At 59.3% G+C, this 20778-nt stretch carries 12 protein-coding genes; 4 read left to right on the top strand and 8 right to left on the bottom strand.

Going from position 1 to position 20778, the window contains the following annotated elements; all coding sequences use genetic code 11:
- Positions 1–7 precede the first annotated feature (7 nt).
- The gene (locus tag WJU23_RS21425; RefSeq protein WP_346334672.1) at positions 8–8821 is read left to right on the top strand and encodes an Ig-like domain-containing protein; all 8814 of its coding nucleotides are present in this window, start codon (positions 8–10) and stop codon (positions 8819–8821) included.
- A 35-nt stretch (positions 8822–8856) separates the two neighbouring features.
- Complete coding sequence (locus WJU23_RS21430; protein ID WP_346334673.1) at positions 8857–9264, top strand: hypothetical protein; 408 nt, start codon at positions 8857–8859, stop codon at positions 9262–9264.
- On the opposite strand, the gene WJU23_RS21435 is transcribed toward WJU23_RS21430, so the two are convergent.
- From WJU23_RS21435 to WJU23_RS21450, 4 genes are all read right to left on the bottom strand, one after another.
- Positions 9240–10496, bottom strand: a complete 1257-nt coding sequence (locus tag WJU23_RS21435; protein WP_346334674.1) for an NAD(P)/FAD-dependent oxidoreductase — start codon at positions 10494–10496, stop codon at positions 9240–9242. The two genes, WJU23_RS21430 and WJU23_RS21435, sit on opposite strands and share 25 nt — an antisense overlap.
- Positions 10497–10581: 85 nt before the next feature.
- On the bottom strand, positions 10582–11295 hold the full coding sequence (locus WJU23_RS21440) for an ABC transporter ATP-binding protein (RefSeq protein WP_346334675.1): 714 nt from the start codon (positions 11293–11295) through the stop codon (positions 10582–10584).
- Positions 11296–11350: 55 nt separating this feature from the next.
- Positions 11351–12115 (bottom strand): ABC transporter permease, encoded by a 765-nt coding sequence (locus WJU23_RS21445; protein WP_346334676.1) that lies wholly within the window; start codon positions 12113–12115, stop codon positions 11351–11353.
- A gap of 34 nt (positions 12116–12149) precedes the next feature.
- Positions 12150–13202: an ABC transporter substrate-binding protein gene (locus WJU23_RS21450; RefSeq protein ID WP_346334677.1), complete on the bottom strand. Its 1053-nt coding sequence runs from the start codon at positions 13200–13202 to the stop codon at positions 12150–12152.
- 233 nt (positions 13203–13435) lie between these two features.
- Between WJU23_RS21450 and WJU23_RS21455 the strand changes: the two genes are divergently transcribed.
- Positions 13436–15145, top strand: coding sequence for an alpha/beta hydrolase-fold protein (locus WJU23_RS21455; protein WP_346334678.1), 1710 nt, complete (start codon positions 13436–13438; stop codon positions 15143–15145).
- A gap of 247 nt (positions 15146–15392) precedes the next feature.
- On the opposite strand, the gene purN is transcribed toward WJU23_RS21455, so the two are convergent.
- The 4 genes from purN to WJU23_RS21475 all read right to left on the bottom strand — a co-directional run bounded on the left by purN (position 15393) and on the right by WJU23_RS21475 (position 19263).
- A complete protein-coding gene (gene purN / locus WJU23_RS21460) occupies positions 15393–16460 on the bottom strand; it encodes a phosphoribosylglycinamide formyltransferase (RefSeq protein ID WP_346334679.1) in 1068 nt (355 codons plus the stop codon).
- A 77-nt stretch (positions 16461–16537) separates the two neighbouring features.
- Complete coding sequence (locus WJU23_RS21465; RefSeq protein WP_346334680.1) at positions 16538–17479, bottom strand: phosphatidate cytidylyltransferase; 942 nt, start codon at positions 17477–17479, stop codon at positions 16538–16540.
- A gap of 7 nt (positions 17480–17486) precedes the next feature.
- Positions 17487–18095, bottom strand: a complete 609-nt coding sequence (locus tag WJU23_RS21470; protein WP_346334681.1) for a lysophospholipid acyltransferase family protein — start codon at positions 18093–18095, stop codon at positions 17487–17489.
- Positions 18096–18255: 160 nt separating this feature from the next.
- Entirely contained in the window at positions 18256–19263 is a 1008-nt protein-coding gene (locus tag WJU23_RS21475; RefSeq protein ID WP_346334682.1) for a spermidine/putrescine ABC transporter substrate-binding protein, read from the bottom strand.
- A 105-nt stretch (positions 19264–19368) separates the two neighbouring features.
- Between WJU23_RS21475 and WJU23_RS21480 the strand changes: the two genes are divergently transcribed.
- Positions 19369–20709: a DUF1501 domain-containing protein gene (locus tag WJU23_RS21480; RefSeq protein WP_346334683.1), complete on the top strand. Its 1341-nt coding sequence runs from the start codon at positions 19369–19371 to the stop codon at positions 20707–20709.
- The last annotated feature ends 69 nt before the right edge of the window (positions 20710–20778 follow it).

Below are 20778 nucleotides of genomic sequence, written 5' to 3' on the forward strand. Positions count from 1 at the left end.
CTGTCTGATGTTTTTGTCCTTCTGGACAAGCATTGATGCAGCGGATGACCACGGCGTATCCGACCAGCTTTCAGCCGATGCACAGATGCTGGCTCCTGCGTTTGTTGTTCAGACGGGACCCGCGCCAACCCCAGCGCAACGAAACCAGGTAGGCACCTGGGGACCGGTGATCAGCTGGACCCCGCATATTCCAGTGACGGCGGCGACGCTGCCTGACGGACGGCTGCTGACGTTCTCATCCAACCAGCGCACGACCTTTCCGGTGGGGGCGGAGTTTACCTATGCGGCGGTATGGAATCCGGCGACGGGCGTGTTTACGGAGATCAATAACAACCGGCATGACATGTTCTGCGGCGGGTCCGTCATGCTGGCGGACGGGCGGGTGGTGATCAATGGCGGGCGCAACACGGTACGGCTGAGCAGCATCTTTGACTGGCGGACGAACTTGTGGTCGGCGATGCCCAATATGAATGACGGCCGCTGGTATAACACGAGTGTGGCCTTAACCGACGGAAGCGTCTTCACGGTGACTGGCGACGGCGGAACAAACACGGCGGAACGGTGGACTGCCGCCGATGGCTGGAAGCGCCTGAGCAGCATCAACTGGGCAACGGTGGTGAGCCAGCCTGGGTACGTGACGCGCTGGCACCCGCTGATGGTGGTGGCCCCTGACGGTCGGCTTTTCCATGGCGGGCCGACGCGGCGGATGAACTGGGTGACGGCCGCTGGCAATGGCAGCCTGACCTACAGCGGCGTGGATGTGCCGGGGACACATTATCCGAAAGAAGGCTGCTTTGCGGTTTATGATGAAGGCAGGATCCTGGTGGCAGGCGGCTCATTGAACACCAATTCGAATCCGAGCGACAGCTCCACGGGCACCAGTACAAACCTGTCCTTCACCATTGATATCCGCAGCGGCACCCCGGTGGTGGCTGCGGCACCGTCCATGAAGTATGTGCGCCAGTTTGCGAACTCCGTCATTCTGCCCAACGGGGAGGTGATGGTCATCGGCGGGAACACTTCAGGACTGAAGTTTAACGATACTGGCAGCATCCTGTCTCCGGAAATCTGGAATCCGGTAACCCGGCAATGGCGCGAGGTGACGGACATGAGCGTGCCGCGTAACTATCACTCACTGGCGCTGCTGCTGCCTGACGGTCGCGTGTGGAGCGGCGGCGGCGGGCTTTCCGGAAACAGCGCTGACCATCGGGATGCGCAGATTTATACGCCCCCCATGCTTTATGCTGCGGACGGCTCCCTTGCAGCACGGCCTGTCATTCAGCAGGCCCCCTCCTACATCGGCACCGGGACAGTGTTTACCGTCCGCGCGACACCTGGGATCACCAAGTTCAGTTTCATCAAGATGTCATCGCAGACGCACTCGATGAATACGGACCTGCGCTATCTGAGCCTGCCGTTCACGGAAACGACCCCGGGCATTTATACGGTCACCGGTCATGCCAATGTGAATGTGATGACACCTGGCTACTGGATGCTGTTTGGCATCGGAGCCAATGGGGCTTACTCCGAAGCTGAGATCATCCAGGTGGATCCGGCATCCCTGGTCACCATCGCCAATCCCGGCAGCCAGTACAGCGCCAGGAACGCCCCGACGGTGCTGGCCGTCTATGGGGTGGGACCAGGAAACAGAACAGTGACCTTCAGCGCCACCGGCCTGCCACCAGGACTGGGAATGCAAAGCAGCACGGGCATCATCAGCGGAACACCGGCCACGGAAGGCGTTTATACCCCGCGTGTGACAGTCACAGACGGAGTAACCAGCGCGAGTGCGGACTTTTCCTGGACGATCACGCCAGCTAACGTAAGCCACGACTTCGCCAATTTCACAGGGAGCACGGCTACCTGGCAGTTCAATGGGGATGCAAGCCTGAACGGAAGCATCCTGCAACTGACCCCCAATGGAGTGACGCATGCGGGTACGGCCTTTTTGAAAAGCCCCATCCCGCTTTCCGAAGGGACATCGTTTACGACGCGATTTGTTTTTCGCATGAACGGCTCCGGTGACGGTGCTGACGGGATGAGCTTTATCATGCAGAATGACAGGTTGACGGCCCTGGGAGCAGGCGGAGGCGGACTGGGATATGAAGGGATCATGCAGAGTCTGGCCATTGAGCTGGATACCTATCTGGGCGGCTCAGACCCCAATGCGAACCACATCGGCGTGCTGACCAACGGCATCGTCTCCCCGCATCTGGCCACATATAATGCGCCCTTTGACCTGGAAAACGGGGCCAGTCACACGCTCTGGGCGGAGTATGATGGTCCGGCTAACAGTCTGCGCATCTACCTGGCGCAGGGCGTGGTGGTCACACGTCCGGCCACTCCCGTGCTGACGGTGCCGAACATTGACCTTCCTACCCTCATCGGCCCCAACGCCTGGCTGGGCTTTTCTGGAGCCACGGGTGGAAGCACGAATACGCATGAGGTGCTGAGCTGGAGCTTTTTCAGCAATGCCTTTGCGCTGCCATCGGCACCCGTCATCACCAGTCCGGGAGCGCAATCGGGTGTCGTGGGCGGACTTGTAAGCCTGCCCATCACCGCGACGGATATTAACCAGGATGCACTGACTTTTAGCGCTACCGGCCTGCCGCCAGGACTCGCGATCCATGCACAGACAGGCGTGATCAGCGGCAGCCCGAGCCAGGCGGGAAACTATACCGCGACGGTCTCTGTGACCGATGGTCACACTGCACCGGTAAACACCAGCTTTGCCTGGACGATCAACAGCACGCTCGCGCTTCAGCCGCTGCTGACCACAGCGGCAGCAGTGGGAGTGAACGTCGCCTTCACACCGGTCAGCACTGGCGGAGCCAACCCGCTCTTCCGCTGGGACTTTGGTGATGGCAGCCCGGTGACCGCCTATGCGCCTGCGGCGACTGTTTCTCATGCTTACTCTGCAGCAGGCCGTTATCTGGTGACGCTGACAGCGACGGATAACACCGGGGTGGTGACCTCGGTCAGCGCCTATCAGGTCATCCATCCGCCGCTGACGGTGAAGAAACCGTCCGCCTCCACCAGCATTGCCTTCGAGGTGCGCAGCACGGGCAATGGCCGGGTGTGGGTGGTGAATCCGGACAGTGACAGTGTGACGATTTTTGACGCTGTAACACGGGCCAAGCTGGCAGAAACAACGGTGGGCACGGCTCCGCGCAGCGTGGCCATTGCGCCGGATGGAAGAGCGTGGGTGACAAATGTGGAAAGCGGGACGATTTCCATCCTCAACGGCAGTTCTTATGCGGTGGCGGCGACAGTCACGCTGCCACGTGGGTCGCGGCCCTTCGGCCTGGCTTTTGATCCCAATGGAACGGCAGCTTATGTGGCCTTGGAAGGCAGCGGGCAGCTCTTAAAACTGAACCCAGGCACAGGCGCGACGGTGAGCACGCAGACGGTGGGCCAGCATGCGCGGCATGTGGCGGTGAGTGCGGACGGTGCGCGGGTGTATGTGAGCCGGTTTATCACACCGCCGGTGCCGGGAGAAAACACGGCAACACCGAATCCGGCGGGTCGGGGTGGCGAGGTCGTTGTGGTAACCGGAGCGACGATGGCCATTGAGCGGACGATTTTGCTACAGCATAGCAATGCGGAGGATACGCCGACCTCGGCAAGCGGCATCCCGAATTACCTGGGGGCGACGGCCATCTCTCCGGACGGGCTTTCCGCGTGGGTTCCATCCAAGCAGGATAACATCAAGCGTGGTACGCTGCGCAATGGCGTGGGGTTGAACCATGACCAGACGCTGCGGGCCATCGCCAGCCGCATCAATCTGGCCACACAGGCAGAGGACACCGCCAGCCGGCTGGACTTTGACAATGCAGGCATCCCAAGCGCGGCGGTCTTTGATCCCTGGGGAGGTTATCTTTTTGTGGCACTGGAAAGCAGCCGCTCGGTGGCGGTGGTGGATGCGAGGTCAAAGGTGGAGCTCATGCGTTTCAGCGTGGGTCGGGCTCCGCAGGGGCTGGCTATTTCACCGGATGGCAAAACTTTGTTTGTGCAAAACTTCATGGACCGCAGCGTGACGGTGCATGATGTGGGCGGCCTGCTGCAAGGCGGCGTCCAGCTTCCGGCAACATTGGCGACGGTGAGCAGTACGGCTACGGAGAAACTGACGCCGCAGGTGCTAAACGGAAAGCAGCTTTTTTATGATGCGCTGGACAGCCGGGTGGCGCTGCAGGAATACATTTCCTGCGCAGGCTGCCATAATGACGGCGGACATGACGGACGCACCTGGGACATCACGGGCTTTGGTGAAGGGCTGCGCAATACCATCACGCTGCGCGGTCATGGCAACCAGGGGATGCTGCACTGGAGCGGCAACTTCGACGAGGTGCATGACTTCGAAGGGCAGATCCGCACCCTGGCGGGTGGAACGGGACTGATGACGGATGCGCAGTTTAACAGCGGGACTCGCAACCAGCCGCTGGGCGATCCGAAGGCCGGTGTGAGCGCAGATCTGGATGCACTGGCGGCGTATGTAAAATCGCTGACGGCGGAGCCGAAAAGCCCGCATCGCAACAGCAACGGCAGCCTGACCACGGCCGCTGTGGACGGTGAAAAGATCTTCCGCCAGCAGAACTGTGCGAGCTGCCACAGTGGCAGCGGCTTCACCAACAGTGCGCTGAATGTCTTCCGTGACATTGGGACGCGCAAGCCTGCCAGCGGCAAGCGCCTAGGCGGGGCATTAACAGGGTTTGACGTGCCGACCCTGAGAGGGCTGTGGGCCACGGCTCCGTATCTGCATGATGGCTCAGCCGCGACGCTGGCAGAAGCAGTCAGCGCCCACCAGGGGACGACACTTTCGGAAGCGCAGCTTGGGCAGCTTTCCGCCTACTTGCTTCAACTGGACGATGCCCCGGCCACCGCCCCGCTGCCGGTGACGGTGGAACTTGCCACGACGGCCCCCGCGACGGTGGAGGCCCCCTTTACGGTCAATGTGACTTTCAGCCATGCGGTGAGCGGCTTTGTGCTGACGGACATCACGGTGACTGGCGGGACGGCGAGTGCTCTGACGGGCAGCGGGACCACGTATAGCTTTACGGTGACACCGACGGCAAATGTGGCGATCAGCCTAATGGCAAACGTGGCACAGGACACAGCAGGCGTGGGCAATCTGGCATCCAATGCCATCACCCGCAGTTATCAGGTGGCTGCTCCCGTGCTGGTGGGGCAGGACATTGGGGACCTGAACCTGAATGGCGGAACGGTGTATGATGCAGCCACTGGCACCTACACGCTGACGGCTTCAGGCAGGGACATCTTTTTCGAAGAGGACGGCTTCCATTTCACCAAGGTGGCACTGAATGGTGATGGTGAAATTCGTGCGCGGGTGCGCAGCTTTGGCAATACCAATCCCTGGGCCAAGGCCGGGGTGATGATCCGTGAAAACCTGACCGCTGGCTCCCGCCATGCGACGGCCTTTATCACGCCGCCAGGGGCAGAAAATGGCTTTGGCATGGTGTGGCGGACGGCTGCCAATGCGGCGACCACCTATGCCGGAGGACCGGCCATGAACCCGGTACCGGACAACTGGGTGCGCCTGGTGCGTGCAGGCAATGTCCTGACAGGCTACGCCTCTGCCGATGGCAATGCCTGGGCACCAGTAAGCAGTGTGACGCTGACCGGGCTGCCTTCGCAGGTATTCATCGGCCTGGCGACAACGTCAGGTCAGAGCTTTGAAAGCACGACGGCAGTGTTTGACCAGGTGCAGATCACCGGCAGCCAGACGGTGCTGCCACCGGAGGTGACGCTGAGCGCCGCCTCCAGCATCGAGACAGGGCCGTTCACGGTACAGGTGCAGTTTAACCAGGCAATCAGCGGACTGGCCTTGACGGATTTTGTGGTGACCAATGCGACGGCTTCGGCACTGACAGGCAGCGGGGCCAGCTATGGCATTACGTTGACACCCACGGCACCCGGCATGGTGACCGTGCGCTTGCCGGCCTCCTCCGTGGTCAATGCGGGGGCGGTGGGGAATGCCGCATCGAATACGCTCAGTGTCAATTATTCGCCGCCGGTTGTGGTGTCGCTGCAAGGGCAGGATGTGGGCGAGGTGGCGGTGGCAGGCTCCACCACATACAATGGAGGAGTTTATACCCTCAAGGGGGCTGGCGAGGACATTTTCTTCAGCCAGGATGGTTTTCAATATGCGCTGACGCAGCTCAACGGGGATGGTGAAATCCGCGCACGGGTGACCAGCCAGACGAACCAGAATCCCTGGGCGAAAGCGGGGGTGATGTTCCGGGAAAACCTGACCGGCGGGTCACGGCATGTGATGATGTTTACGACACCAACCGGTGCCGGGAACGGTTTTGGTGCAGTGTGGCGGCCCACGGCGAATGCGGCGACGAATTACGCAGCGGGCCCGGCTTTGAATGCCACGCCTAACAACTGGGTGCGCCTGGTACGGACGGGCAATGTGCTGACTGCTTATGCCTCCGCCAATGGTACGGCATGGACGACGGTGAATACGGTGACGCTGAGCAGCCTGCCTTCCTCCCTGTATGTGGGACTGGCCCTGACCTCCGGCTCGCGCACGCAGCTCAGCACGGCGACGTTTGACAATGTGCAGGTCGTGGGCGCACAGAGCGTGGTGGCACCGGGGGTGACACTGACGTCGGCCTCTTCTATCGAGACGGCGCCCTTTACGATGCAGGCGCAGTTCACGCAGAGCGTCACCGGGCTGGCTTTGTCAGACTTTAACGTGAGCAATGGCAGCGCCTCCAACCTGGCAGGCAGCGGCACGGCCTACAGCCTGACCGTTACTCCGGCAAGTGAGGGCGCGGTGAGCATCAGCCTGCCTGCGGGAGCGACGCAGAACAGCAGCGGGGTGCCAAACACTGCTTCTAACACACTTGTGGTTAGCTATATTCCGCCGGTAACGGTTGGATTGCAGGGCCAGGACATCGGCAATGCAGCAGCGGCAGGCTCCACGCAATTTAATGCGGCATCGGGAACCTATACCCTGCGCGGCTCAGGCGAGGACATCTTCTTTACGCAAGACGGCTTCCATTATGCGGCGACGCAACTGGTGGGCGATGGAGAAATCCGCGCGCGGGTGACCAGCCAGACCAATCAAAACCCCTGGGGCAAGGCCGGGGTGATGTTCCGCGAAAATCTGACCGGCGGCTCCCGCCATGCAATGGCCTTCACGACACCGATGGATGCGGGCAACGGCTTCGGGTTTGTCTGGCGCTCCGCAGCGAATGCGGCGACGAGCTATGCAGGCGGGCCGGCCTTGAACACAACGCCGAACAACTGGGTGCGGCTGGTGCGGACGGGGAACACTTTTACGGCCTATGCATCGGCCAATGGCACGAGCTGGACGACGGTAAGTGTGGTCAGCCTGGAGAACATGCCTTCCACGCTTTATGTAGGCCTGGCGCTCACTTCGGCAAGGGCGGCGATCCTGGGAACGGCCACCTTTGACAATGTGCAGATCGTCGGCAATCCACCGGCCTCTGGTGGTGAAGGCAGCACGGGCAATCCGCCGGGAAGTGATCTGGGGTCTTCCAATGCGAAGGACCGTGACTTTGACGGGGATGATGTGAATGACCTGATCGAATACGCGCTCAACAGCGACGAACGCTATGACGCGGGCTGGTGGCTGACCACCACTCCGGAAGGCCGTGTGGACGCGCATCTTGTCAGGCCGCGAAGCATCACGGATGTGAGCTTTAAACTGGAAAGCAGCAGCGATCTGATGACCTGGCAGGCGCTGGCGATTGCGCCCACAGTGACGGCCCTGGCCAATGATGAAGAGCAGCTTACCTGGGCGGGTATCAGCCACCTGACAGGGCAGTCATTGGAGCGCGGGATGGTGAGGCTGCGGGTGACGCACAGCAGCGGCATCTCAGCTGCCAGCACGCCGCAGTGCTGGCAGAGGCTGGCGCTGCAGCCGGGCTCCCAAACGCTGGGGGTGAGCTGGGTGAATGCACCCCGGTATGCAGGCTTTGTCACCGCAGCGGCTACCGGTCAGGCAGTGGAAGTGCAGGGGGCCATCCTGCCTGCTCATGTGGCCGATGCACCCTGCTATCTGGAAGTACGTGACGGTGCGCTGGCTGGCCACCGGTATGAGATTCAGAGCATCAGCGGACAGACTATCACTCTGGATTTGGCCTCCGATTATTCGACGAAGAAGACGCTGCCAGCGGACATCGTCGGAGCTCGTGTGGTGGTGCGTCCGCATGTGACTTTGAACCAGGTCCTGCCAAAAAATCAGCTTCAAGGCTCAACTGCATCTCCACAGGCTGACCAGGTACTGTTTTTCAAAGAGGCGGCATGGGAAACACACTGGCTGCAACTATCCGCTACCCACCATGAATGGCGCGTGGTCGGGGATGAGAACCAGTCAACGTCGGATGACAAAATCATTCCACCTGGCACCGGTGTGATGGTGAAGCTGGCGGATCGCAGTGTCACCTATACCCTCACCGGGCATGTGAGGACGGGAGCCTTTGTCCGTCCTCTGGACCAGGCTCATAACCTCCTGGCCCTGCCGTGGCCGGTGGACAGCACCCCGCAGCAGTTGCGGTTTGCGGTAAGCCAGGGTTTTACCGCCGGGGCCAACAGTGTCGTCTCGGACCAGCTTCAGCTCTGGTCCGGCGACCACAATCCAGGAACTTCTGTGTATGAGATCTACTGGCTGCGCCACAGCGGCAGCACGGGAGCCTGGAGTCCGCGTGCCAATGCATCGGCACCTGATCTGAGCGCGACATTGCTGCTTCCCGCCCACCGCAGCTTCTTCCTGAAGATCATGCCACGCAGTGGCGATCCTGAATGGAAAATGCCGCCGCTGGTGCCTTGATTCGATACGATGGATGAAGCAATGTTGCGCACTCAATGCTCCCCTTGCTCCGTTACATTCATGGCCTGTCCACCGGGCGCATCATTCTCTGGTGCTATGCCATCTGGTATGTCGTGAATGTGGCCTTCCACTTTGATCCCCTGCCCCGGATCTGGCTGACATCTCTGGGACTGAGCGGCATCATTGGCGTGGCGCTCATCATCAGCACCCGGCCCGGAGGCGGACAAAAGACTGCCCTGGATCCATGGGTCACCTTCCGCCTGTTTTTGATGCCATTCTGCGTCAGCAGTTTTGCGGCATTGGTGAAGGATGCGGGCTACGTGTTGATCTTCCCGCCATCGCTGCGGGAAAACCTCACTGGGCTGGCGGCCATCGCAGCCTTTTTGCTGCTCGTCCTGGTGATCAGAAAGGCGCTTCCTCAAGCTGCCAAGGGAACGCCGTAAGGCAGGTCTTCCGGCAGTTTGACAAACTCGCGGATGCGGTTCCAGAGCGGCGTGTAGTCCTTGTTCAGGTCGCCTGAGAGACAGTCGGTCAGTTCGGCACCGGCCTCGGGATATTTCATCACCACGTCCTTGAAGGAGAAGTTGGGGTCATAGAAGGCATAGACCAGCTTGCGCATGTTCTCCACTCCTTCGCGGATTTGCTTGCCATAGTCGGCGAAACGTTCCGGCGAAAGATCACCTACCTTTAGGGCCTCATGTACGGCATCTCCCGCCAGTACGCCGCTCTTCAGCGCCAGCATGACACCGCTGCTGAAGACGGGGTCCAGGAAGGCAAAGGCATCCCCCACCAACAGCAGGCCGGGTGAAGCACCGTATTTGGAATGGCGGCTGTACTCGCTGGTCAGCCAGTATTGGCCAGTGCATTCGCCGGTGGAGAGATGGTCTTTGATCCACTGATTTTCACCGATCTCGCGCTGGAACATTTTTTCGGGGTCGCGCACGCCATCGCGGGTGAGATATTTGCCCTCGGCTACGATGCCAACGCTCACCATGTCATTGTGCTGGGGGATGTGCCAGAACCAGCCTTTGTCCGGTACAAAGGCGATGGTGGTGGCGCCTTCGTCCAGATCCGCCGCCCGTTTGGAGCCCTTGTAATAAGTCCAGATGGCCACCTTGTTTAAAAACGGATCCCCCACGCGCCAGCCCTGACGGCTAGAGGCAAAGGCTTCCTTTCCGGAGGCATCAATGACCAGCTTCGAATAGAGCTGCTCCAGGCTGCCGTCCTTATTTTTCACCTCGACACCGATGACGGCACCGCTGTCGTTTTTCAGCAACTGCACCACAGTGGTCTCTTCACGGACGTCTGCGCCTTTTTCACGGGCATTGTTCAGCAGCATTTCGTCAAACTCCGACCGCAGCACCTGCCAGGTCTGGGCGATGGTGTCCTTGTCATAACGCGTATGGAAATAAAACGGCTGCGAGCGCCGGCCGTCAGGCTGCACAAAGCTGACGCTGTACTTCTTCATGAAGTGGCTCTTTTTCATCTTCGGGATCATGCCCAGCCGCTCCAGGGGGCCGAAGGTGAATGGGATCAAGGATTCACCGACATGATAACGGGGAAATTTTTCGCGTTCGATCACCAGGGCCCGGTGGCCTTGCTCAGCCAGGATGGTGGCCACACTGGCTCCGGCGGGGCCACCGCCGATGATCAGGACGTCGTAATTGGAATTCATGAGGAGCGTTTTGAGAGGGGTTGCATAGAGGTTTACGCCTGCAAACCCTGCAACTGTGATTCAATTAACGCATCACCGTGATGCTTTAATGCGATAAGTCACCGCCACTGTGCACATCCATGCCCATGATGGCAAAAATCCGGTCACGTGTGGCGAGGTAGCCGGGAGCATCCAGATCACGGGGACGTGGCAGATCCACGGTCACCGTCTCCGCCACAGTGGCGGGGCGGCGGCTCATGACCACCACCCGGTCCGCCAGTTGCACGGCCTCCTCAATGTCGTGGGTGACAAACAGCACGGTCTTTTTCTCCGCCTGCCAGATGCGTATAAGGTCGGCGCGCATCTTCAAACGCGTCAAAAAGTCCAGTGCTCCAAAAGGCTCGTCCATGTATAGCACATCGGCATTGGCCGCGAGGGCACGTGCGATCTCCACCCGCTGACGCATGCCGCCGGAAAGCTCCCGTGGATAAGCTTTCTCGAAGCCCTTCAGGCCGACCATTTCAATGTAATGTTTCACCCTTTCCTCCCGCTCGGCCTCAGGCCGCGACATGAGGCCAAAGCCCACATTCTCCTCCACGGTCAGCCAGGGGAAAACGCCGTTCTCCTGGAAGACAAAAATGCGCTTGGGATTGGGTCCGGCCACCGGTGCACCATCCACAAGCACCTCGCCTTGGGTCTCTTTGAAAAATCCGCCAATGATGTTTAGCAGTGTGGATTTGCCGCAACCGGAAGGCCCGACAATGCAGAGGAACTCGCCCTCATGGACATCCAGGTTCACACGTTCGAGAACGTGGATCATTTCTCCTGATTTGCCTGGGAAGGACTTCCAGCAATCCCGGACTTGTATAAGTGTTTTAGCGTTGTCCATAGCCCCAGCGAACTTCATCAAATTTTTCCAACTGCCTCACCAGCAGATCCAGCACCAGCCCAATGAGGCCGATCATCACCATGCCTGCGACCACCAGGTCGTAGCGTTTGCCGGCATTGCGCGCATCAATGATGAGATAACCCAGGCCGCTGTTGACGGCGATCATCTCCGCCGCCACCACCACCAGCCAGGCAATGCCGAGGGCAATGCGAATGCCCGTGATGATCTGCGGCAGCGCGGCGGGCAGGATCACCCGGCGAAAAAGCTGCGAACCCTGCACTCCAAAATTCTGGGCTGCGCGCAGATACACAAGCTGCATGTTTTGAACCGCCGCCATGGAGGAGACGGTGATGGGAAACACACTGGCCAGGAAGATGAGAAAAACGGGTGCCGTGTCATCAATGCCGAACCAGAGAATGGCCACAGGAATCCAGGCAATGGGCGAGATAGGACGCATGATCTGAATCATCGGATTCAACGCTTCATAGGCAGGTCGAAACCAGCCCAACGCCAGACCAAGCGGCACCCCGACGACGACTGCGAGGATGAACCCCCAGCTCACGCGGAAGAGCGAGGCTACGATGTATTTGAGCAACAGGCCCTTGTCGAAAAGCTCCTGGATTCCCTTCGCGACGTCCCAAGGCGTGGGAAAAAGATCGCTTCCTGATATCTTCACCAGCACATGCCAGAGTGCGAGGAAGAAGAAACCGGTTAGAACGGGCAGCAGCGTACCACGGAGAGATTTGTTCATGCGATTAGAAGGTTACAAATACGGTCCGCTGGAATCACTGGCCCTTGCCGGTGCCTTCAAAGACATAGGGTTTAACAAGAGATTCATCCGGGACAAAGGACACGTCCGTGTAGTCTTCAAAACGGGCGCTGCCATTCACGATGCCTGCCTCTTTTCCCAGTTCCTCGATCTCTTCAAAATCAGCCTTTCGCAGGGCCAGATTGGTGTATTTCACGCGGTCCGGCGGCTTGCTCAGCACAAAGGAGAGCAGGCGCGGATGCTGGTTGTAATAGTTTTTGGAAACGAACTGGGCTGCATCCATGCGGTGATCCATCTTTTCATCCAGCCACTTGCCGCTGCTGGCGATGCCGTCCACGAGCTTCTGCACCGCCTCACGGTCGTTCTTGATCATGTCCTCATGCACGGCCAGCACGCAGGAAATGAACTCCGGCCAGACATCTTTGGTCAGCCAGAGCACACGTCCATAGCCGTCCAGCTCCGTCTGGGCCATGAAGGGCTCGCCGCTGGAGATGGCGTCCACCGCTTTGGAGTATAACGCGGCAGGCATATCCGGCGGCGGCATCTCGACAAGTTCGATGTCATTGACTGTCATTCCGGCCTGCTTGAGAGCGCGAAAGATCAGCAGGCGCTGGTTGGAATAGCGGTTGGGCACGGCCACTTTCTTGCCACGCAGATCCTCCATCCGGTAAATATTCGAATCTTTATGTACCATGACAGCACTGCCATCCCGATGTCCCAGATAGACGATCTTGATCGGCACCCCCTGTTCGCGCAGCGCAATGGCCATGGGTGCCAGGATAAAGGTGGCGGGGGTATAGCCGGAAAGGTAGGCTTCTTTGAGTTCAGGCCAGCCATTGAAACGCACCGGCTCAAAGAGACCGTCCCCGGTCGTTTCTTTATTAATGAAATCCGTCACCGGGCAGGTCAGGTGGCAGGTCACGGGCAGAAAACCGATCTTGTACTTCTCAGTGGAAGAGGTCCCTGGCGCACGCGTTTCAAACCACTTCAAATTGAGCTTGCCATGCATCCCCGTGATCAGGGCCAGCCAAAGGCTGCCAAAGAGAAAAGTGGCGGTGAGAAGTTTCATTCGCTCCTTATCCGCCATCCTTAGTGATAATATAATTCCATTCCAGCATCACTTTCATGCCGAAACGGCATCACAGATGATCACCGTGCAGAAAGCTTGTTCCGCCTTCGTTCATTCTTCAGGATCATCCATTTATGAGAACTTCTCTTTTTCTATCCTGCCTCTTCAGCCTTGGCCTCCTGGCTGCCGAGCCTGAATTTCCGCTCACGCCGGATTCCACCCCGCAGCCTGGCGTGGCGCAGGGCACGCTGATCAAGGACAGCTACACAGCTAACGAGGGCAGCGTCTTCCCTGGCACCGGGCGCGAATATCAGATCTATCTGCCTGCCGGATTCGACAAGAGCCGGCCTGCCCACTTCATGGTTTTCCAGGATGGCGTCATTTATAAAGCCCCCGTCGTTTTTGATAACCTCATCGCCAAAAAAGACATCCCGCCCCTGGTCGGCATCTTCATCAAGCCAGGTGTGGTCCCGGCGGCAAACGACAATGCCCTGCCCCGCTTCAATCGCAGCTATGAGTATGACAGCATCACGGACACGTATTCGACCTTCCTCATCGATGAGTTTCTGCCAGCCATCGAAAAGAAACACGGCCTGCAACTGAGCCGCGATCCCAACCATGCCGCCATTTCCGGCAACAGCAGCGGCGGCATCTGCGCCTTCATGGTGGCCTGGCACCGACCCGACCGCTTCCGCCGCGTCTTCACCGGTGTGGGCACCTATGTCGGCATCCACGGTGCCGACCAGCTCCCCGTGCTCGTCCGCAAGTTTGAGCCCAAGCCGCTGCGCATCTTTCTGCAAAGCGGCACCGGCGACAACAACCTCTACTGCGGCGACTGGTGGATGGCCAATCAGATGATGGAACGCAGTCTCACCTGGGCCGGCTATGACGTCAATCACGCCTGGGGCGAAGGCGGGCATAACCAAAAGCATGCCAGCCAGATTTTTCCCGACGTGCTGCGCTGGCTGTGGCGGGACTGGCTGACGGACATTGAGGTAAAAGCGAACCCGAAGGGGGAGTCGAAGTGGAAGGGGTATGAGGTGGTGGAGGCAGCACTGGACGGATGGAAAAAATTGGACGAACAAACTCATGTCAGAAGTTATCACATTTCTCCTTCTATCGATGGGCACGTGTTTGCGCTCGATTTCACTATTGACGAATGGAAGCTAACTGAGTTTTTTCCGACTGGCGGTTCAGTCCAAAGCGAATCACAGCGGTCGACATCCGGTATAAGAGCTCTGAATGAGACCATGATAATAGCAACAAAACAGGGGGATTCAGATCATAATTTCGTAGAACTTCGCGATCTTCGATCCAATACTCCTGTGGCAACCACTGCCATCTCGGGGGGCGACTCATGGAGTTGGATTTCGGACTTCGTCGTCGCTAAAGGCGGCCTATTCATCCTCAGCCAAGGAGGGGATCAATTGATGACGATCCAACACGGAATCTCAAAAGTTTTCAATCTTCCTTCACACAACATATGCGGTCGGGCCTTCCGGTTAGCGTTATCTCCCGATCAAACAACGCTCTACGCGACGGACCGTCTTTTTTCTCAGGTGTCATCCTTCACAGTCGATCAGTCGGGCTCCATCTCGCATTCCCAATTGTATGCGAGGCTGGACACTTGGCCGGGCAATGAAGGACGGGTGGAAACAAAGGAGGGTGGATTAGAAGCTTTCAAAGAGAGAGGCCTCTGCGTGGACACTGAAGGTCGTCTCTACGTCGCAACCTCCCTCGGCATCCAGGTTTGCGACCAGGCGGGCCGGGTGAACTTCATCATCCCCACCCTGAAGCCGCCACTGGATGTCTGCTTCGGTGGCAAAGACCTCAGCGAGCTGTTCATTGCCTGTGGCGATGCCATTTACAAACGTCCAATGAAGGTTCGCGGAGTGGTCAGCGGGCAGCAGGCCCCCATCAAACCGGCGGCTCCGAAGCTGTAAGATATGGAGCTTCGCGAAGCGTCATGGAGTGCGGTGCAGAGAGGCAAGACGCAAGTCTCTTGCCTCGGCGGCACCGCTTTCGCGGGGACTGGTGAGGGACTAGTTTTCGTTGGAGATGCTTGAATGGCCTTTGCCGGCCTGACATCATTTGGTCGCACAATCCGTTAGGCCATGGAGCACCTTCAGGGAAAAGCGGTGTTGCGCTTGAGCGCTTTCCACCGCACTCCACGACGCTTCGCGCGACTTGTCACTTCTTCCACTCCGAGAGCACGCGTGGAAGCAGCGTGTGCTCTTGTTCCTTGATGCGGGAGTGGAGGGTCTGGGGAGTATCGCCAGAGAGGATGGGGACGCGGGCTTGGGCGAGGATGCGGCCAGCATCAATCTCAGCGGTGACGAGGTGGACGGTGCAGCCAGTCTCCGCATCACCGGCCTCGATGGCCAGGTGGGGGGCGTTGGCGCCTTTGTATTTGGGCAGCAGGGAGGGATGCACGTTGACGATCCGGTCGGCAAAAAGGCTCAGCGTGGGCTCCTTCAAGATGCGCATGAAGCCGATGAGCACCACCACATCCACCTGGGCACGCTGCAGGTGCTCGGCGATCTCCTTTTGCGCGGCGTCATGGAAGCGGCGCGGATTCGGGCCGCCGTCCACATGGATGGCCGGGATGCCAGCTTCACGGGCGGTCTTTAAGAAACGCGAATCCGCCTGATCCGAAAGCGCCACGCAGACATCGGCCTGCAAGGTCCCGGCTGAAATGGCTGCGAGAATGGCGCGGAAGTTGGACCCGTCGCCAGAACCGAGCACGGCGATGCGCAGGCGGTCCCCTGCCCCGTCACTGTTCATGCGCTGAATTGTTTTGGTCGTGGAGCGGCCCGGCACCAGGGGCAGGATGCGAATGTCCGTGCCTGCTGCATCCAGAGCCGCGCGTTCTTCGGCATTGAGGGACTCAACAGTGTAGTCACCGCCCTTGGCGTAGATGTGAGGCCGGATGGTTTCGATGAGGCCAGTGGCGCGTTTGTCGCCAAAGACCACGACAGCATCCACGGCACGCAGCGCAGCCATGACCTCGGCCCGGTCATGCTCCGGATTCACAGGCCGGGTGGGACCTTTGAGCTCGCGCACGGATTCATCGGAATTCAGTGCCACCACCATGGCATCACCGAGCTCGCGGGCTTCATTCAAATACCTCACATGACCAGCATGGAGGAGGTCAAAACAGCCGTTGGTGAAGACGAGTTTCTTCCCCTGCGCATCCAGTTCATCGCGTAGCTGCCGCACCTGGGCGGGGGTCATGGGGGAGTATTCGTCTGCGGACATGGCATTCTATGAAGCGGCTGCGGCGGGTGGACAAGTGGAGGATGCAGCCGCTTGAAAATCGGTTTTAAATGGCCCCCTCAAGTCAGCGCATAGCGGGTGACATGGAAGAAAATGGGGGCGGCAAAACTTAGCGAATCCAGCCGGTCCATCACGCCGCCATGCCCGGCGATGGCATGGCCCCAGTCCTTGACCCCACGGTCCCGCTTGATGGCAGACATCACCAGACCGCCCAGGAAACCGAGCAGCACCACCAAGACGGTCATGCCGGCCGCTTGCAGCGGAGAAAAGGGCGTCACCCACCAGAGCGCGGTGCCGATGGCCACGGTGCTCAGACCGCCGCCAATGAGGCCTTCCCATGTCTTGTTGGGGCTGACTTTGGGGGCCACTTTGTGCTTTCCACAGGTCTTTCCCCACACGTATTGCAGCACGTCGCTGATCTCTACAATGATGACGAACCAGAAAAGGAGCTTGGCATTCTCCCCCAGGTAACCGGGGATCTGCAGCGATAGCAGCGCCGGGGCATGACTGACGCTGTAAACGCAAATCAGCAGCCCCCACTGGATTTTGGCCGACCTTTCCAAAAAGTGTTCACAATCCCCCGCCAGGGCGCTGCGCATGGGCACAAAAAGAAAGGCGTAAACCGGGATGAAAATGGAATACATGCCATACCATTCATCCAGCACGTACCAGTAGTGCAGCGGCGTGATAATAAAGAACACCCAAAACAGCGTACGATGGTCGCCGGGGCGTGTCGGCGTCAGCGTGATAAATTCCCGCAGTGCCATAAAGGACAGCAGGCCAAAGAGAATGACGGTGCCGGTGGTCCCAAGCAAAATGGCCAGGGTGAAAATGATGACCATTCCCCACCAGGCCCGGGTACGGGCGGCCACATTTTCCAAAGTCATGCGCGCACCATCGTTGCGGGCCCGTTTTAAAAGAATCCGCGTGATGATGGAGGCAACAATGAGGATGCCCACCACCCCGGTGATCAAACAAGCCAGTTCGTGATCCAGATTCATAAAGGTATTAACCGCAGGTTCCGCGCAGGCAGATGACCGATTCCCGTGCTCGATTCAAAAAATCCACCTTGGTCTCCCCCTCTTCCAGGCGCACGGGGGTGCCGAAGACCAGACTACCCAGCAGCGGAGCCGGAAGAATTTCCCCCTTGGGCAGGATGCGGTTGAGGTTTTCCATCCACACGGGCACCAGTTCCACATCCGGCCGGCGTTTGGCCAGGTGGTAAAGGCCGGCCTTGAAGGGTTCCGGCTCCGGGCTTGCCTGGCGGCCGCCTTCGGGGAAGATGATCAGCGAGTGGTCGTCGCCCATGGCCTCCAGCATGGTGTTGAGAGGGTTGCACTCGGCAGTGGGCTTTTTCCGCTCGATGAGCACAGCATTGAAGACTCGCTGAGCCAGCCAGGGGCGCAGTTTTCCCACGCTCCAGTAGTCATGGGCGGCCACCATGCGGGTGCGCACACGGAGAGGGGTGGGAAGGCTGGCCCAGAGGAGAGGGCCATCCAGGTTGCTGGTGTGGTTGGCAAAATAGATCCGCTGGCGCAATTCGGGGCCGCAGCCGTGCCAGCGGGCGAGCGCCCCGGTGGCCACACGTAAGGAGCCTGCGATGAGACTGGAGATCATTTCGGCTCATTCAATCCGCAATGCCGCCCTCCTGCAAGGCCCGATTCCTTTCCGGCCATCATCTTCAGGGTTGAGCTGTTGGCGAGTACTGGATTGAGGGAGTTCCGTGTCGGCAGACAAGTGGACCGATGCTTCATGGGTCTTTGGGATCACACTGACGCTATTTCTTCACAGCATCCCACACTTGAATGTATTTGGCCAGATCGGGGCCGAGATCCTGGATGACTTCGCATTTGGCCTGGATATCGGCCGGGATGGTGACCGCGGGATTTTGGAGAAATTCCGGGCTGACATTTTTCAAGGCTTCGGGATTGGGGCAGAGGTAGCCCATCCATTCCATGTTTTCGGCGGCGATCTCAGGATCGAGCAGAAAGTTGATGAAGGCATGGGCGAGGGCAGGCTTGGGGGCGGATTTGGGAATGACCATTTCATCACAGCTCAGCGTCACGCCTTCCTGGGGGATGAGGAGGGCGACTTTGCTGTTTTCCTGAGCGACCTGGAAGAGGTCACCGCTATAGCCATGGACGAAGAGGAATTCGCCGGAGTCGAGGCCGGCCTTGTAACCTTCGTTGTCGAATTTGGCGATGTTCTTTTTCCAGGCGAGAAGTACCTCCTGGGCCTCGGCGAGCTGCGTTTCATCGCGGGTATTGATGCTGTAACCCCGGCTTTTCAGGGCGGCGCCAATGGTCTCCCGCATATCATCCAGCAGGGTCATCCGTCCGGCCAGGCCAGACTGGGCAAAGGCGGCCCAGGAGGCAGGGGCGGTGGCCACCTTGTCCTTGCGATAGGCGGCGATGGCGTAACCGACGGTGTAGGGCACGCTGTGTTTCATCTCCGCATTGCCGATCTTGGCCAGGATGGCAGGATCCACGTGTTTGAGGTTAGGCAGGCTGGCGGCATCCAGCGGGGTGAGCATGCCCTCCGTCGCCATGACCTGGACCATGTAGGTGGTGGGAAAAATGACATCGTAACCGGCGGCCCCGGCTTTGAGCTTGGCGAACATGGCCTCGTTGGAATCAAAAGTATCCATGACGACGCGGCACTGGTGTTGCTCCTCAAACTTCTCCACGATGTCCGGGGAGATGTAGTCCGCCCAAGTATAGATGTGCAGGGTCTCTGCGGCGGTGACGGGCAGGGCGGCAAGAAGCAGGAAAAGCAGGGCCTTCATGCTGCTGAGAAAACGCCATCCCGCACAGAGGGCAAGGGCATCTTTTTTTCAACTCACCGATAAGCTCGCGCAAGACAACCGGGCGGATGGGCGTAGGTTCAGGCAGTGATCTCTGGTCCCCGATACAACTGTGCAGGCGTTGGCCGCCGCGATTTCCTCCAACTGGGTTTTGGGGCGATCGGCGGCGTGGCTTTTTCCGACATCCTGGCTCTGCGTGCGCAGGCAGCTGAGGCTCGCGGCAAATCGAGCCCGGACCAGATCAACTGCATCCTCGTCTGGCTGGACGGAGGCCCCTCCCACTACGAGACTTTTGATCCGAAGCCGGATGCGCCGAAGGAAATCCGGGGGGAGTTCAAGTCCATCCCCACCTGTGTGCCCGGGGTGCATTTTTGTGAAACGATGCCGAAGCTGGCCAAGAGCTTTGACAAATTCACCGTGGTCCGCTCCATCTGCCACAAGGACCCGAACCACGGCGGTGGCAATCATTACCTGATGACCGGAACCCCGACGCCGGTGCCTGTGGGTTGCGGGGCGTTTGTTTCTTTTCATCCTTCTTTCGGCTCCATGGTCTCCCATGAACGTGGGGTGCGCGGGGGCCTGCCGGGCTACATGAGCCTGCCGAATGCATCCCGCTCCGGCGGACCGAATTTCCTGGGTGCGCAGCACGCGCCGTTTATCATTGGCGGAGATCCCAACAGCAAAAAATTCCGCGTCCGTGACCTTGCCATCCCCCAGGACATCAGCGAAGGGCGTGCGCTCAGCCGCAACAGCCTGCGTGCCTCGCTGGACAAAATGAAGCGCATCACCCATCAGGCGGCGGAAGATCCGACCGTGGGCTTTGACCAGTTTTACCAGCAAGGCATGGAGCTGGTGACTTCCGAGACAGCACAGGCGGCTTTTGACCTGGCCAGCGAATCTGAGGCCACGCGCAAGCTTTACGGAGAGAATGACTTCGGTCAGCGGCTGCTGCTGGCACGCCGGTTAGCGGAAGTGGGCGTGTCATTCACCGTGGCCTACTGGGGTGGATGGGACCATCATCGTGGCATCTTCAAGACCTTCAAAGACAGCTACGCAGCCAAGCTGGACCAGGGCCTGAGCGGTCTGATCACGGATCTGGACCAGCGCGGCATGCTGGACAGCACGCTGGTCATCTGCCTCGGCGAATTCGGTCGCACACCCAAGGTGAACAAGGACGCTGGCCGCGACCACTGGCCAGGCGCGATGAGCGTGGTGATGGCCGGTGCCGGCATCCCTGGTGGACAGATCGTAGGCGCAACGGATCCGAAAGGGTACTATGCGGCGGAAAATATCTATTCGCCGGAGGACTTCGCCGTCTCCCTCTACACCAAACTGGGCATTGATCCCCATCAGACGCTGCACACCAGCACAGGACGCCCTGTACAGCTGGTGAACGGCGGCAAGGTGATCAAAGAGCTCTTTGCGTGAGATTCGCTGCTGCCCTCCGATTGAGGCTCACTCTTCGAGCAGGCCCAGGACTTGATCGCCTTGGAATTG

The organism is Prosthecobacter sp. SYSU 5D2 (genome assembly GCF_039655865.1).
Classification (GTDB): domain Bacteria; phylum Verrucomicrobiota; class Verrucomicrobiia; order Verrucomicrobiales; family Verrucomicrobiaceae; genus Prosthecobacter.

Bases quoted from the DNA above. Each gene is read 5' to 3' on its own strand.
- WJU23_RS21470 (WP_346334681.1), bottom strand. From the start codon at position 18,095: ATGATCTCCAGTCTCATCGCAGGCTCCTTACGTGTGGCCACCGGGGCG.
- WJU23_RS21445 (WP_346334676.1), bottom strand. From the start codon at position 12,115: ATGAACAAATCTCTCCGTGGTACGCTGCTGCCCGTTCTAACCGGTTTC.
- purN (WP_346334679.1), bottom strand. From the start codon at position 16,460: ATGTCCGCAGACGAATACTCCCCCATGACCCCCGCCCAGGTGCGGCAG.
- WJU23_RS21465 (WP_346334680.1), bottom strand. From the start codon at position 17,479: ATGAATCTGGATCACGAACTGGCTTGTTTGATCACCGGGGTGGTGGGC.
- WJU23_RS21475 (WP_346334682.1), bottom strand. From the start codon at position 19,263: ATGAAGGCCCTGCTTTTCCTGCTTCTTGCCGCCCTGCCCGTCACCGCC.
- WJU23_RS21440 (WP_346334675.1), bottom strand. From the start codon at position 11,295: ATGATCCACGTTCTCGAACGTGTGAACCTGGATGTCCATGAGGGCGAG.
- WJU23_RS21425 (WP_346334672.1), top strand. From the start codon at position 8: ATGTTTTTGTCCTTCTGGACAAGCATTGATGCAGCGGATGACCACGGC.
- WJU23_RS21450 (WP_346334677.1), bottom strand. From the start codon at position 13,202: ATGAAACTTCTCACCGCCACTTTTCTCTTTGGCAGCCTTTGGCTGGCC.
- WJU23_RS21435 (WP_346334674.1), bottom strand. From the start codon at position 10,496: ATGAATTCCAATTACGACGTCCTGATCATCGGCGGTGGCCCCGCCGGA.
- WJU23_RS21430 (WP_346334673.1), top strand. From the start codon at position 8,857: ATGCTCCCCTTGCTCCGTTACATTCATGGCCTGTCCACCGGGCGCATC.